The sequence below is a fragment of the Candidatus Baltobacteraceae bacterium genome (assembly GCA_036488875.1).
Taxonomy (GTDB): domain Bacteria; phylum Vulcanimicrobiota; class Vulcanimicrobiia; order Vulcanimicrobiales; family Vulcanimicrobiaceae; genus JAFAHZ01.
Genome location: DASXGW010000007.1, coordinates 54,869 through 66,809 on the forward strand (window position 1 = coordinate 54,869; position 11,941 = coordinate 66,809).

At 63.4% G+C, this 11,941-nt stretch carries 16 protein-coding genes; 11 read left to right on the forward strand and 5 right to left on the reverse strand.

Annotation, left to right across the window (positions count from 1 at the left end; translation table 11 throughout):
• Positions 1-17: 17 nt before the first annotated feature.
• Positions 18-800, forward strand: a complete 783-nt coding sequence (locus VGG89_09485) for an alpha/beta hydrolase (GenBank protein HEY1976765.1) — start codon at positions 18-20, stop codon at positions 798-800.
• Here the strand turns inward: VGG89_09485 and VGG89_09490 are convergent.
• On the reverse strand, positions 793-990 hold the full coding sequence (locus tag VGG89_09490) for a hypothetical protein (protein ID HEY1976766.1): 198 nt from the start codon (positions 988-990) through the stop codon (positions 793-795). The two genes, VGG89_09485 and VGG89_09490, sit on opposite strands and share 8 nt — an antisense overlap.
• Before the next feature lie 44 nt (positions 991-1,034).
• On the opposite strand from VGG89_09490, the gene VGG89_09495 reads away from it, so the two are divergent.
• Both VGG89_09495 and VGG89_09500 read left to right on the forward strand, forming a co-directional pair.
• Positions 1,035-1,193: a putative motility protein gene (locus VGG89_09495; protein HEY1976767.1), complete on the forward strand. Its 159-nt coding sequence runs from the start codon at positions 1,035-1,037 to the stop codon at positions 1,191-1,193.
• Positions 1,194-1,225: 32 nt separating this feature from the next.
• The gene (locus VGG89_09500; protein ID HEY1976768.1) at positions 1,226-1,969 is read left to right on the forward strand and encodes a hypothetical protein; all 744 of its coding nucleotides are present in this window, start codon (positions 1,226-1,228) and stop codon (positions 1,967-1,969) included.
• 4 nt (positions 1,970-1,973) lie between these two features.
• On the opposite strand, the gene VGG89_09505 is transcribed toward VGG89_09500, so the two are convergent.
• The gene (locus VGG89_09505) at positions 1,974-2,522 is read right to left on the reverse strand and encodes an NUDIX hydrolase (protein HEY1976769.1); all 549 of its coding nucleotides are present in this window, start codon (positions 2,520-2,522) and stop codon (positions 1,974-1,976) included.
• Positions 2,523-2,565: 43 nt separating this feature from the next.
• Here VGG89_09505 and VGG89_09510 point away from each other — a divergent pair, with 43 nt between their 5' ends.
• Genes VGG89_09510 through VGG89_09525 form a run of 4 tightly spaced genes read left to right on the forward strand, consistent with a single transcriptional unit; the run spans position 2,566 to position 7,184 of the window.
• Positions 2,566-4,152 (forward strand): 3-hydroxyacyl-CoA dehydrogenase NAD-binding domain-containing protein, encoded by a 1,587-nt coding sequence (locus tag VGG89_09510; protein ID HEY1976770.1) that lies wholly within the window; start codon positions 2,566-2,568, stop codon positions 4,150-4,152.
• Entirely contained in the window at positions 4,152-5,357 is a 1,206-nt protein-coding gene (locus VGG89_09515; GenBank protein HEY1976771.1) for an acetyl-CoA C-acyltransferase, read from the forward strand. The genes VGG89_09510 and VGG89_09515 overlap by 1 nt, the downstream gene beginning before the upstream one ends.
• Before the next feature lie 3 nt (positions 5,358-5,360).
• Entirely contained in the window at positions 5,361-6,845 is a 1,485-nt protein-coding gene (locus VGG89_09520; GenBank protein ID HEY1976772.1) for an aldehyde dehydrogenase family protein, read from the forward strand.
• Positions 6,846-6,851: 6 nt separating this feature from the next.
• The gene (locus tag VGG89_09525; GenBank protein ID HEY1976773.1) at positions 6,852-7,184 is read left to right on the forward strand and encodes a hypothetical protein; all 333 of its coding nucleotides are present in this window, start codon (positions 6,852-6,854) and stop codon (positions 7,182-7,184) included.
• Between the two features lie 14 nt (positions 7,185-7,198).
• On the opposite strand, the gene VGG89_09530 is transcribed toward VGG89_09525, so the two are convergent.
• Both VGG89_09530 and VGG89_09535 read right to left on the reverse strand, forming a co-directional pair.
• A complete protein-coding gene (locus VGG89_09530; protein ID HEY1976774.1) occupies positions 7,199-7,597 on the reverse strand; it encodes a hypothetical protein in 399 nt (132 codons plus the stop codon).
• Positions 7,598-7,618: 21 nt separating this feature from the next.
• A complete protein-coding gene (locus VGG89_09535; GenBank protein ID HEY1976775.1) occupies positions 7,619-8,452 on the reverse strand; it encodes a PaaX family transcriptional regulator C-terminal domain-containing protein in 834 nt (277 codons plus the stop codon).
• A 65-nt stretch (positions 8,453-8,517) separates the two neighbouring features.
• On the opposite strand from VGG89_09535, the gene VGG89_09540 reads away from it, so the two are divergent.
• Genes VGG89_09540 through VGG89_09555 form a run of 4 tightly spaced genes read left to right on the forward strand, consistent with a single transcriptional unit; the run spans position 8,518 to position 11,466 of the window.
• The gene (locus tag VGG89_09540) at positions 8,518-9,639 is read left to right on the forward strand and encodes a Phenylacetic acid catabolic protein (GenBank protein ID HEY1976776.1); all 1,122 of its coding nucleotides are present in this window, start codon (positions 8,518-8,520) and stop codon (positions 9,637-9,639) included.
• A 1-nt stretch (position 9,640) separates the two neighbouring features.
• Entirely contained in the window at positions 9,641-10,495 is an 855-nt protein-coding gene (locus VGG89_09545; protein ID HEY1976777.1) for an enoyl-CoA hydratase/isomerase family protein, read from the forward strand.
• Complete coding sequence (locus VGG89_09550; GenBank protein ID HEY1976778.1) at positions 10,496-11,233, forward strand: hypothetical protein; 738 nt, start codon at positions 10,496-10,498, stop codon at positions 11,231-11,233.
• Complete coding sequence (locus VGG89_09555) at positions 11,230-11,466, forward strand: hypothetical protein (GenBank protein ID HEY1976779.1); 237 nt, start codon at positions 11,230-11,232, stop codon at positions 11,464-11,466. The genes VGG89_09550 and VGG89_09555 overlap by 4 nt, the downstream gene beginning before the upstream one ends.
• 9 nt (positions 11,467-11,475) lie before the next feature.
• On the opposite strand, the gene VGG89_09560 is transcribed toward VGG89_09555, so the two are convergent.
• The gene (locus VGG89_09560; protein HEY1976780.1) at positions 11,476-11,811 is read right to left on the reverse strand and encodes an STAS domain-containing protein; all 336 of its coding nucleotides are present in this window, start codon (positions 11,809-11,811) and stop codon (positions 11,476-11,478) included.
• Positions 11,812-11,941: the final 130 nt, after the last annotated feature.

Sequence of the window (11,941 nt, forward strand, 5' to 3'; positions counted from 1 at the left end):
CAGTATTACGAGCTTTGATGCAAGTTTTTGGGGATGACGGCGCGCGCATCGACGTGCGCGTCGACGGTTCTGACGGCGATGCGGTGGTGATGATCCACGGATTTCCGCTGACGCGCGACATCTGGGACGCGCAAGCGAAAGCGCTCGCGCGAACGCATCGCGTCGTGCTTCCGGACTTGCGCGGCATGGGTGCGTCGTCGGTTCCCGACGGTCCGTATCTGATGGAGACGCTCGCGTCCGACGTCGCCGCGGCGCTCGACGCGCTTGCCATCGAACGCGCCGCGTTGGTCGGTCATTCGCTTGGCGGTTACGTCGCGCTCGCGTTCGCGCGAATGTACACCGAACGCGTGACGAAGCTCGCGCTCGTGTGCAGCCGAATCGCCGCCGACACGCAAGAAATTGCGGAAAATCGGCGCAAAAATGCAGATGTCATCGAACGCGATGGTGTGGTGCAGCCGGATATCGTGTCGCGTTTACTCGCACCCGAGTCGCTCTCGCAGCGTCCGGAAATTGCAGAGCGCGCGCTGGATCTCGCGCGTCGTATCGACCCGCGCGGTGCCGCCGCGATGCTGCGCGGCATGGCCATGCGGGTCCCCTCCGACGATATCGCCCCCGACCTCGACGTGTCGGTGCTCGTGGTGGCCGGCGGCCGGGACGCCGTCATTCCAATGGAAGAGGCCCGCGCCGTGGCGCGGGCCTTCCCTAAAGGAGAGCTGGTGGTCTGCGAGCGCAGCGCCCATCTGCCGATGCTCGAGGAACCCGGCCGGTTGACCGAGGCGCTGACGGAGTTCCTTACCTAACCGTCGGGAGCTGGCGCCGGCGGCGGAACAGTGAATAAAGGAAGAGCGCGCCGATGACAAAGGCGCCCAGGACGGCCGCCACGATGACGATCTTCGTCAGGATGGCCATCAGCGACAGAGCGACGATCGCCAGGGCTATGACCGCGGTCACTTTGAGCCAGAGGGCGAGAACGGGATGGATGGTGGACATTTCATCCTTAGCTACCGATATAGAGCGTGGAGGTTTCATCACCCGTGGACGTAGCAGGGCTTTCTTCGAGTCTCGCCAGCGGCGCCGTTGCCGGTCAAGTCGACATGAGCGTGCTCAAGTTGCTGATGAACCTCGACCAGACGGTCGCCGCCCAGCTTGCCGCCTCGATCGGACTGGGTACCGCCGTCGATGCATATGCCTAAGGAAGTTTGACGACCGTCGCGAACTCCGACCCATGAAGTTTGCGTGTGCGGCGCTCGTTGCGGCGCTTCTTCCAATTGCGGTTTCGGCAGCGACGAACACGACGACGACACCGCAGCGGCACCTCGTCTACACGTTCACCTACGGCGTGACGACCGACCGCGAGACGCACGTTTCCGGTATGGGCGCGACCATGAGCCAGTCGGCGGGCCCCGCGTCGGGAATGGTCGATAACAAAGCCGGGTCGAGCGACAAAGGCACTATCACGGTCGACATCATGCAAGAGCAGCCGGATTCGGGTCTCGTCGTGGTCGTGAGCGAGCAGGGACAGGATACGCGCAATGCCGAGCCGGCAACGTGTGTGGTGTTCAGCGACACGACGCTGATCTGCGATCCCAATAAGCGGTTCAACTCGGAGGAGCTCACGCTGCTGCGCTTCCTCGGCTCGCATTTTGTCGATCCGAACAACCTCGACGCCAAGAGCCACTGGCACGTCCAGCGTGACGGGCCTACGTCGACGTCCGCGGACTACACGATTTCGAAGAATACCAACGGCGCGATGACGATCGACGAACAGCGGATCGTCAAGGAAAACGGCGCGCACCCGCAGACCACGAACATCAACGCGACGGTCGGCTACGACTTCAACAAGAGCATTCCGACGACCGTGACGGAATACCTGATTCAGCGCAGCGAGCAAGCCGAGCAGTACAACACGATCAAGTCGGAAACGGTGCTCACGCTCGAATCCGATTCGATGACGGCGGCGAAGATCTAAGCGTCTACAAACGCCCGAGGTATTCGAGAACGCGATACGCCGCGGCCAGCGTGTGGGCCGTGTCGATGCGTCCGTCGGTCATCATCGTTCGGAACTCGTCGAATCCGGCCAGCTCCGTCTCCAGCATTTCGGCGGGATCGAGCTTCGGTTCGCGGACCGGGCCTGCGCCGCGAGCTAGAAAGACGTACGTTTTCGCTTGGGAGCGCACGGGCTCGACGTAATAATCGGCAACGAGCTCCCAGTGCGCCGCTTCATATCCCGTTTCCTCAGCGAGCTCGCGCGCGGCGCAATCCTTGGGATCTTCGTCGCCGTCGAGCATGCCGGCCGGAAGCTCGACGTGGATCTCGTCGGTTCCGTAGCGGTATTGCCGGACCAAGACGATGCGATCCTCGGGCGTCATCGCGAACGCGACGACGAATCCGCGCGACTCGCGCACGAAGTATTGCTCGATCACGGTGCCGTCCGGCAGCTCGACTTCGTCGGCGCGCAATCGCATGAACGGCGAGTCGACGAGGTACGTCGACGACCGTCGCCGCCACTGAGGCTTCTTCACGCGTAAGGCTGTTCGCCCGGAGACGGCGAAGAGCCCGTGGCCTATGGAAGATCTCGTACTAGTTGCGGGCGGCGGCACGATGGGTGCCGGCATCGCCTTCGTTGCGGCGCGCGGCGGCTACCGCGTGGAGGTCGTAGAACCCAATGGGGAGGCGCGGCAGCGCGGTGCCGAGCGCATCGCGCGCGACGCCGAACGCGCGGGCGACCCGTCGATTGCCGATCGCATCACGTGGTTGGAGGCCATGCCCGCGCACAGCGACGCCTCGATCGCCATCGAGGCGGTGCCCGAGCGGTTCGATCTCAAGCGCGACACGTTCGTCGCAATGGCGCGCGCGTTGTCCGCCGACGCGCTGCTCGCGACCAACACCTCGTCGTTGTCGGTGGCGGATCTTGCCGATGCCGTCGCCAATCCGCGGCGCGTCGTCGGGCTGCATTTTTTCAATCCGCCGGCCGCAATGAAGCTCGTCGAAGTCGTGCACGCGCCCGAGACGGCGGACGAGGCGATCGAACGCGGTTACGCGTTCGTCGAGCGGATCGCAAAGACGGCGGTGCTTGCCGCCGACACGCCCGGATTCATCGTCAATCGGGTCGCGCGACCCTTTTACTTGCAATCGATGCGCGCGCTCCAGCGCGAGGTAGCGTCGGTGGAAGAACTCGACGCGCTGGCACGCGCGGCGGGATTTCGCATGGGACCGTTCGAGCTAATGGATCTCATCGGTCTCGACGTCAACCTGGCGACGACGGAATCGGTCTACGCGCGCACCGAAGCGGAGCGCCTCGAACCCGTCGAGATGCAGCAGGCGATGGTCGCGCAGGGACGACTCGGCCGCAAGACCGGCGTCGGCTTCTACGACTACTCCGGCGAGGTACCAAAGCTCGATCTTGCCGTCGACGTGCCGTCGGGCGACCGCAACGGCGACGAGGTTATCGCGCTGCTCGGACTGGGCGGTCTCGCGGAGGAACTTGCGGACCTGCTCGAAGAGCGTTACGCCAGCGTGCAGCGCATCGAGAACGAAGACACGCTGGACCAGCTTTCAGCAGACACGACGATCGTCATCGACGTTGGTGACGGAACGACCGATCGGCACGCCGTCCTCGTCGAGCTCGACGGCCGTCTCGGTCCCGAAACGATCTTTTTTGCCGACGCGTATGCGACCGGCATCGCGGGCTGCGCCGACCGCATGCGTCACCCCGAGCGCTTAGTCGGCTACGGCGTGCTGGGTGCACTCTCGGCGCAGCGCGCCGTTGAGATCGTCGATTCGGAGTCGGCTTCGGACGACGCACTGGAGTTGGCTCAAGAACTTTTTGCGTCGATCGGTAAGGGCGTCATGCTGGTCGAGGATTCGCCCGCGCTCTTTCTCGGGCGCGTCGTCGGCTCGATCGTCAACGAAGCCGTAACGCTCGTTCACGACGAGATCGCGACACCGGACGACGTCGACACGGCGATGCAGCTCGGAACGAACTATCCGATCGGTCCGATCGAATGGGGACGCGAAATCGGCGGAGCGCGGCTGACGCGCATTTTACAGAAACTCGCCGACGCCGAAGGAAGCCAGTTCGCGCCGCACCGTTCGCTGTGGGTCCTCGACGTCGAGGACGCGTCGCCGCCCGAAGCGGTGGAGACGACGTAATGGTGCGCGAGGTCTGGGTCATCGATGCGGTGCGCACGCCGATCGGGCGGTACGGCGGCACGCTGGCGACGGTGCGTCCCGACGATCTCGCCGCGGCGGTCGTACGTGCAATCGTCGACCGCAACGGTGTTTCGCCGGAACGGATCGACGACGTGCATTTCGGTGCGGCCAATCAAAGCGGCGAAGATAATCGCAACGTCGCGCGCATGGCCGCGCTCTTAGCGGGTTTACCGGTCGAAGTTCCGGGCGCGACCGTCAACCGTCTCTGCGGATCGAGCCTGCAGGCGCTCAACTCTGCGGCGCAGGCGATTGCTTTCGGTGAAGGCGACGTCATGATCGCCGGCGGCGTCGAGTCGATGACGCGCGCGCCTTACGTCTTGCCGAAAAGCGAGACGCCGTTCGGCCGAAAGCAAGAGCTCTTCGATACCGTGCTCGGCTGGCGCATGGTCAACCCGAAAATGCCGCGCGAGTGGACGATCTCGCTCGGCGAAACGGCCGAGAAGGTTGCCGAACAATACGGGATCTCGCGTGCCGAACAAGACCGCTTCGCTTACGACTCGCAGTTGAAGTGCAAGGCGGCGATGAATCGCGATGCGTTCGACGACGAGATCGTCCCCGTCGTGGTGAGCGCGGGGCAGCGAAATCGAACCACGGACGTAACCGTCGCCAAAGACGAGCATCCGCGACCCGACACCACGCTGGAATCGTTGGCCAAGCTCAAGCCGGCGTTCAAAGACGGCGGAACGGTAACGGCCGGCAACTCGTCGGGCATCAACGACGGGGCCGCGGCCGTGCTGTTATGTGAGGCGGAGACGGCGCGCCGCTTGAACTGGCGCCCGATGGCGCGCGTCGTCGCGTGCGCGTCGGCGGGCGTCGCACCCGACCTGATGGGGCTCGGCCCAATCCCCGCGACGAGAAAGGCCCTGCGTCACGCCGGACTCAGTGTTGCGTCGCTCGACGTGGTCGAAATCAACGAGGCGTTCGCGTCGCAGGCGCTCGCCTGCATGCGCGACCTGGAGTTGAACGCCGCGACGACGAATCCCAACGGCGGTGCCATCGCGCTGGGTCATCCTTTGGGAGCCTCCGGCGCGCGAATCGCGACGACGCTGCTGCACGAGCTGCGCCGCCGCGGCGGGCGCTACGGACTGGCGACGATGTGCATCGGCGTCGGTCAAGGAATCGCAACGATCTTCGAACGTGTGTAAGGAATGCTGACGACGACCAAAACCCAACTCCTCATCGGCGGACAGTGGCGCGACGCCGAAGGAAGCGCAACCTACGAGAACTGCAATCCGGCGACCGGTGCGCCCCTGGCCGGCGTCGCCGAAGCGACGCGGACTGATGTGGATGCGGCCGTTGCCGCGGCGCGCACGGCGTTCGATACCGGCAAGTGGGCGTCGATGCCCGCATCGCGCCGCGCGAAGATCCTGTACAAGATGGCGCAGCTCATCGGCGAACGCGCGAACGATCTAGCGCTGCTCGAGGTGCGCGACAACGGTAAGGCGCTGTCGACGGCAAGAGGCGAGATGGGGGCTATCGTAGACTGCTTCGAGTTCTACGCGGGCGCGGCCACCAAAAACTACGGCGAGACGATTCCGCCGCCGCTGCCGACGTATCTCGCCAGTACCGTTCGCGAACCCGTCGGCGTGGTGGGCGCGATCGTTCCGTGGAACTTTCCGCTGCTGCTCGCATCGTGGAAAGTCGCCCCGGCTTTGGCGACGGGTTGCACGATCGTGCTCAAGCCGGCCCCCGCAACTCCGCTGACCGCGCTCGAGCTCGGCAAGATCGCGTTGGAAGCGGGCGTTCCCGAAGGCGTGCTCAACATCGTTACCGGCTCGACCCGCGAGCTGGGGCAATGGATCGTCGAGCATCCGGCGATCGACAAGATTGCGTTCACGGGATCGACGGCTACCGGGAAGATCGTCGCCGCAACCGCCGCCCAGACGCTCAAGCGCGTGACGTTGGAACTGGGCGGCAAATCGCCGTCGATCGTTTTCGACGACGCCGACGTCGACGGTGCCGTCGCCGGCGCGCTCTACGGTATCTACTACAACGCGGGACAAACGTGCGAAGCACGCTCGCGCATTTTGGTGCAGGCGACCGTATACGATCGATTCGTTACCGCGTTCGCCGAGAAATCGGCGAAGCTGCGCGTCGGCGATCCCGAAGATCCGCAGACGCACGTCGGTGCAATCACGATGCGCGAGCAGCTCGACAAGATCAAGTCCTACTGCGAGATCGGCGCGTTCGAAGGCGCCAAGGCCATATTCGGCGGTGCTCCGCCGGCGATGGGGGGGCCGCTTGCCGGCGGAATGTTCTGGAGCCCGACGGCATTCGAAGCCGAGCGGCATCACCGCGTCGCACGCGAAGAGATTTTTGGTCCGGTTGCTACGCTCGTGCGCTTCGAGAACGAAGCCGAAGCGGTCGCGATCGCCAACGACAGCGATTACGGGCTATCGGCCAGCGTCTGGTCGCAAAACGTGGGGCGCGTAAACCGCGTCGCTCGCGCGCTGCGCACCGGCACCGTTGCGATCAACACGCCGTACGCGATTTTCCCCGGCATTCCGTTCGGTGGATACAAGCAATCGGGCTACGGTCGCGAGCTCGGCATGGAGACCATGCGGCTGTACAGCGAAACAAAGAGCTTGCTGACGTATATCGGCGAGAAACCGATGGACCCGTTTAAGGTATAACCCATCGTGGCGATGATCGAGGCGATCCGCATCGGTGTCGAATACGACACGACGTACGGCACCCTGTGGAAAGACGGTACCTATTTTCCGCGCGGTACGCGGGTCAGCGTCGTGGGAATGCACGTCGAGCAAGGGTTTTGCGTGCGCTTTCCTACGGATTGCGACGGCGAGCCGCTCGAAACGTGGGAAGACTGGAGTGAAGTCGATTTCCTAGCCGATGCCGGCTCGATCGATTCGCCGAAACGGCCGCTCTCTCGCGCCGTTCTCGCCGAAGCGCGCGACGTCCTCAACGACGCCGAAGAGGGCAGTCACTTACACTTGCACGACGACGAAGACTAGGTTCCGACGAAGGGCTAGGTTCCGACGAAGACTGTGCCGCCCTGCCAGAGGTAAAACGGCGCGCAGACCGATGAGGATTGGCTCGTCGAAAGCAGCGCCACCCAACAGTAGGTCTTTTTGGGGTTCAGATCTTTGAACGTGGCGTTGCCCTTGTGGTTGGTCGTCTGCGTCGCAAAGGGCTTGCCCGGACGCGGACTCGCGCTCGATTTCGGCGTCGAAATTTCTACCGCAACCTTGGGCGCGGGCGAGCCGAGAATCGTCACGTTGACGGTGGCGGTGTGATCCTTGGGATTCGGCGTGATACTCGGCACCGGTGTAGGCGTCGCCGGCGGGTTGCCCCCGTTGCCGCCGCACGCGGCGAAGGTCAAAGCCAGCGCGATGGCGGCCAAAAGAATGGAAGCGCGTTTGGGCATGGCGGGGTCGGTTCGACGCCCCTACTCCAAGTACCGCTGCGACAAGTAGCGCAGCGATTTCATTTTCAGCAACTCGTAATATTCGCGGAAAATCGCCGCGGCTGCCGTGCCGGGCCAGTGCGCCGGCACGAGCTCGGACGGTAGACCCGGATCGAGATAGGTGAACCTCCGGTAGTCGTGCACGAGCCACAGACGCTCGACGAAGGCAGCGTCGTCGCTCAAACCGCGCGCGTCACGTTCCCGCTCCAGCCGGGGGGCGTAGCGATCGACGAACTCGCGATACGCGCGAGCGATCGTCTCGAGGTCCCAGCAGCGCGCGACGAGCTCGCGGTCGCCGAGCGGCCCGCGGTATTCGCCAAGAAACAGATGAACGTCGGCGCCTGCGCCGGCCGATTCGGCTGCCGATCGGGCGGCAGCGAGCGAATCGCCCGGCGAAATCCAGATCGACGCGGACAGCGGTGCCCATCCTAGAACGGCAAGCTCTTTGCGCAGGCGGTCGCGGCGTTCGCGGCGCGCTTCCTCTACTGTATAGGTCAGTATTCGCCAGCGGCCGTCCCACTCGATGACGGGTCCGTAGATCCGCGGGTTGAGCTCTTCGATCCGCCGGCGGCCGCGTTCGGTCACTGCATAAAAGGCCCGATTTCCCCGGCGCTCGGCGACCAGCCAACCTTGGCGCGCCATTCGCGAGACGGCCTGACGCACGGCTGCTTCGGAAACGCCGAAGGAGCCCATGAGCCGGATCAGATCGCCGAGTGCTAGGGAATGGTCGCCCCCTCCGCGCTCGACGACGTCCCCGAAAAGCGTGAAGATAAAGGAATTCGGGCGAGTGACAGGCCGCTTGACTTCGAGAGCCATCCCCTCTAATATGACACTATTCCCACGAATCGTCAAAAATCTGTCATATCGCTAGGGAGACACCCATGGCCCGCATTTCCACTTTCGACGACTGGATCGACATGCTCAAGGAGTGGCAGCACGATATCGGGCTCGACCGCGACCTGATCGAGCGCTTCATGCCCGGCTACGAGTTCGAAGCCAAATACGGCGACCTGCCGATCTCTGAGATCTACTTCGGCGACTTCAAGGGCGATCGTCGCTGGGAGAAAGTACGCGAGATACCGGATCAGCGCATGCGCGACGCGGTGCTCAACATGGTCGTTTTTCAGGGCGACACCGAGTTCGCCTCGAACGAGCAGCAGCGCTTTTTGGTCAACAACGCGCCGAGCGAATACGATCTCGCGTCGCTCGTTCGCATCATGGTGGAAGAGACGCGTCACGGCTATCAGATGTGCCATCTGCTGGTGAATCATTTCGGAAGCGAAGGCAAGATCGAAGCGCAGAAGATGCTCGAGCGCCGCGCGTTCGGCAAGAAGAACCGGCTGCTCAACGCATTCAACGACGACGTCACGCACTGGCTCGATTTTTTTGCCTACACGAACTTCATGGATCGCGACGGAAAGTTCCAGCTGACGATGCTCCAGCATTCGAGCTTCGCGCCGCTGGCACAGTCGATGGGCCCGATGCTCAAGGAAGAGTCGTTTCACATGGGTACCGGCATCACGGGTTTGCGCCGTATCGCCAAGGCCGCAGTCATTCCGGTCGACCTGCAGCAGAAGTACTACAACAAATGGATCTCCGGATCGCTCGACCTGTTCGGCACCGATCACTCCGGATCGGCGCAGTGGGCGTATACGTGGGGCATCAAGGGACGCGTCGACGAGGACAAGACCGGCGACACCGTCGACAAGGAGCACCTCAACGAGCGGGCTCGCAGACAGTTCTACGAGGAGGTCAGCGGCACGGTCGCGCGTGTGAACGAGGTCAATCCGAGCGAGACGAAGCTCTACGTTCCCGACATGAAGTTCAACCGTAAGATCGGCGACTACGCCGGCGAGCGGTACGCGGTCGATGGCCGCAAGCTCACCGAGGACGAGTGGAACGCGTACGCGCCCAGCGTGCTGCCGACGCCGGCCGACGACGACGTCCTCAAAGCGTTTTTCAAGAACCCCAACTGGATCGCATCGAAAGGGAATCTCAACTAACATGAGCTCAGCAGTGAACGGCGCAACGCAGACCCCGTTCGGACGCGAGGCGCGTTCGTTCGACGGCAAGCGCGTCATCAACTATTCGAAGGACGGTCACGTCGCCATCATCGAGATGGACGATCCGCCGGCCAACACGTACACGCACGAGATGATGCGTCAGCTCGACGACGCGATTCTCGACGCTCGCTTCGACGGCGACGTCGAGGTGATTTTACTCGCGGGCAAAGGCGAGAAATTCTTCTCGGCCGGAGCGAACATCGGCATGCTCAACTCCGTCACGCCCGAGTTCAAGTATATGTTCTGCCTTCACGCCAACGAGACGCTGTTGCGCTTGGAGCAGACGCCGAAGCTCGTCATCGCCGCGCTCAACGGACATACCGTCGGCGGCGGTCTCGAGATCGCAATGGCGGCCGACATCCGCATCGCGCGTCAGGATGCGGGCAAAATCGGTCTGCCGGAGGTCGCGCTCGGCGTACTTCCCGGAACCGGCGGCACACAGCGCCTCGCGCGGTTGGTCGGCAAGTCGCGCTCGATCGAGCTCATGGTGACCGGCAAGACCGTAAGCTTCGAGCAGGCCTTGGATTGGGGCATCATCAACGACATCTACGAAGGCAGCGCGCAAGAGTTCCGCGAGCAAATGCTGGACTACGCCAGGCAGTTCTGCACGCCCAATAAGGCGCCGATGGCGGTCGGACACATCAAGCGCAGCGTGCAAACCGGTGCCGAGCTTCCGTTGCAGGATGCGCTCGCGCTCGAGCGCGAGCTGCAATCATTGCTCTTCAAGAGCGAAGACGCTAAAGAAGGCATCGCGGCGTACAACGAAAAGCGCGTCGCCAAGTTCAAAAACAAATAATTGACCTGGTTCGACCGGGCGCCGACGTGGCTCGCTTTCATCGTCATGATTGCCGTCGCAAACGCCGTGGCGTTGTCGGCGATGTACGTCGCGCGCCGCTGGTCGCACCGGATGGGCGTGACCAGCGGTCCTCCGGTCGTCAGTGCCTGGGCGACGTGCGCCGGCGGACTCACCGCGCTGCTCTTTGCTTTTACGATCGTGACGGTCTGGAATAGCGCGGCGCGCGCGAAATCCGACGTTGACGACGAAGCCGCGGCGATTCGGCTCGTCGCGCGCGACATCGCTCCCGCGCAACGGGTGCTGCTGCGCGAGTACGTCAACGAAACGATCGCCGAGTGGCCGGCGTTGTGCGGCGGCGAGCAAGATCCGAAGGTCGACGCGACCTTGGTCGCGTTGCAGCAAGCCGCCAAGCCGCGCTCACCGTCGTACGCCGACGACCTGTATCGCCAGCTCGGCACGATGGAAGACCTGCGCAACCGCCGTTGGCAGACGTCCACCTCGTCGATCCCCGACGAAATCTGGGTCGCGCTCCTGGTGCTGTCGTGCTCCGTGCTGATCGTACTGAGTTTGGCGTTAACCGAGCGGCCCGAACCCCAGACCGTGCTGACGGCCGCCGTTGCGACCGCACTCGGCACGCTCTTCTGGGTTGCCGGCGTCCTCGAGTATCCATTCTGCGGGCGTACCGGCATAGGCCCAGGAGAACTTCTCGACATCGTCCGGGCCCATTTGTTGTCATGAGCCGAATCCAAACGCTGCTCGCTCTGGCAGCCGTCATTTCCGCCAGCATCGCGGCCTTGCAAGTGCCCGGCCGATTGATTTTTGCGGCAATCGCCGTTGCGCTGCTGATCGCGGTCGCCGGTGCGCGTCTGCGAGCGGCGCTGGTCGAGAAACGCGAGCCGCCAAGCGGCTTCGACGCCGCCGAACGCGCGCGGCAAATTCGCGAGGACCGGCGACGGCGCTTGGGCGGATAACGAAGCGTCTTACCCCGAGACGTACTGCATCACGACGACTTCGCCGGCGCGCGGTTGGTATGCCCTCGTCACGTTGAAGATTCTCGCCAGTCCGCATAGATCGACGACGCGCTTGATCGTACTTTCGCCCGGCGGTACGACGATCGTTTCGCGGGAGAACCCTTGACGCCGGCGCTCTTTGCGCAAGGCCAGCAGCTCGCCGATACACGACGAATCGAAATACTCGGCTGCCGAAAGATCGAAAACGACGTTTGGTTCTGACTCAATACGCCGGAACTCGCGCCTCAATGCGTCCTTACAGGCGACGTCATATTCGCCCGTAAAGACCACTACCAAAGTGGACATAGAAAACTCCGCGTGGGTGAAAAGTACCTAAGCGCCCGTTCATAATAGCCGGTAGGGAAGCGGGGCGTCCATTATCGTGCGCTCGCTCACCCGCAGGGCGGCCTACAGTGTGATCGGCGAGTCCGATGGC

Coding starts and splice junctions, on each gene's coding strand:
- VGG89_09485 (HEY1976765.1), top strand. CDS start 18: ATGCAAGTTTTTGGGGATGACGGCGCGCGCATCGACGTGCGCGTCGAC.
- VGG89_09490 (HEY1976766.1), bottom strand. CDS start 990: ATGTCCACCATCCATCCCGTTCTCGCCCTCTGGCTCAAAGTGACCGCG.
- VGG89_09500 (HEY1976768.1), top strand. CDS start 1,226: ATGAAGTTTGCGTGTGCGGCGCTCGTTGCGGCGCTTCTTCCAATTGCG.
- VGG89_09510 (HEY1976770.1), top strand. CDS start 2,566: ATGGAAGATCTCGTACTAGTTGCGGGCGGCGGCACGATGGGTGCCGGC.
- VGG89_09515 (HEY1976771.1), top strand. CDS start 4,152: ATGGTGCGCGAGGTCTGGGTCATCGATGCGGTGCGCACGCCGATCGGG.
- VGG89_09520 (HEY1976772.1), top strand. CDS start 5,361: ATGCTGACGACGACCAAAACCCAACTCCTCATCGGCGGACAGTGGCGC.
- VGG89_09530 (HEY1976774.1), bottom strand. CDS start 7,597: ATGCCCAAACGCGCTTCCATTCTTTTGGCCGCCATCGCGCTGGCTTTG.
- VGG89_09535 (HEY1976775.1), bottom strand. CDS start 8,452: ATGGCTCTCGAAGTCAAGCGGCCTGTCACTCGCCCGAATTCCTTTATC.
- VGG89_09540 (HEY1976776.1), top strand. CDS start 8,518: ATGGCCCGCATTTCCACTTTCGACGACTGGATCGACATGCTCAAGGAG.
- VGG89_09545 (HEY1976777.1), top strand. CDS start 9,641: ATGAGCTCAGCAGTGAACGGCGCAACGCAGACCCCGTTCGGACGCGAG.
- VGG89_09555 (HEY1976779.1), top strand. CDS start 11,230: ATGAGCCGAATCCAAACGCTGCTCGCTCTGGCAGCCGTCATTTCCGCC.
- VGG89_09560 (HEY1976780.1), bottom strand. CDS start 11,811: ATGTCCACTTTGGTAGTGGTCTTTACGGGCGAATATGACGTCGCCTGT.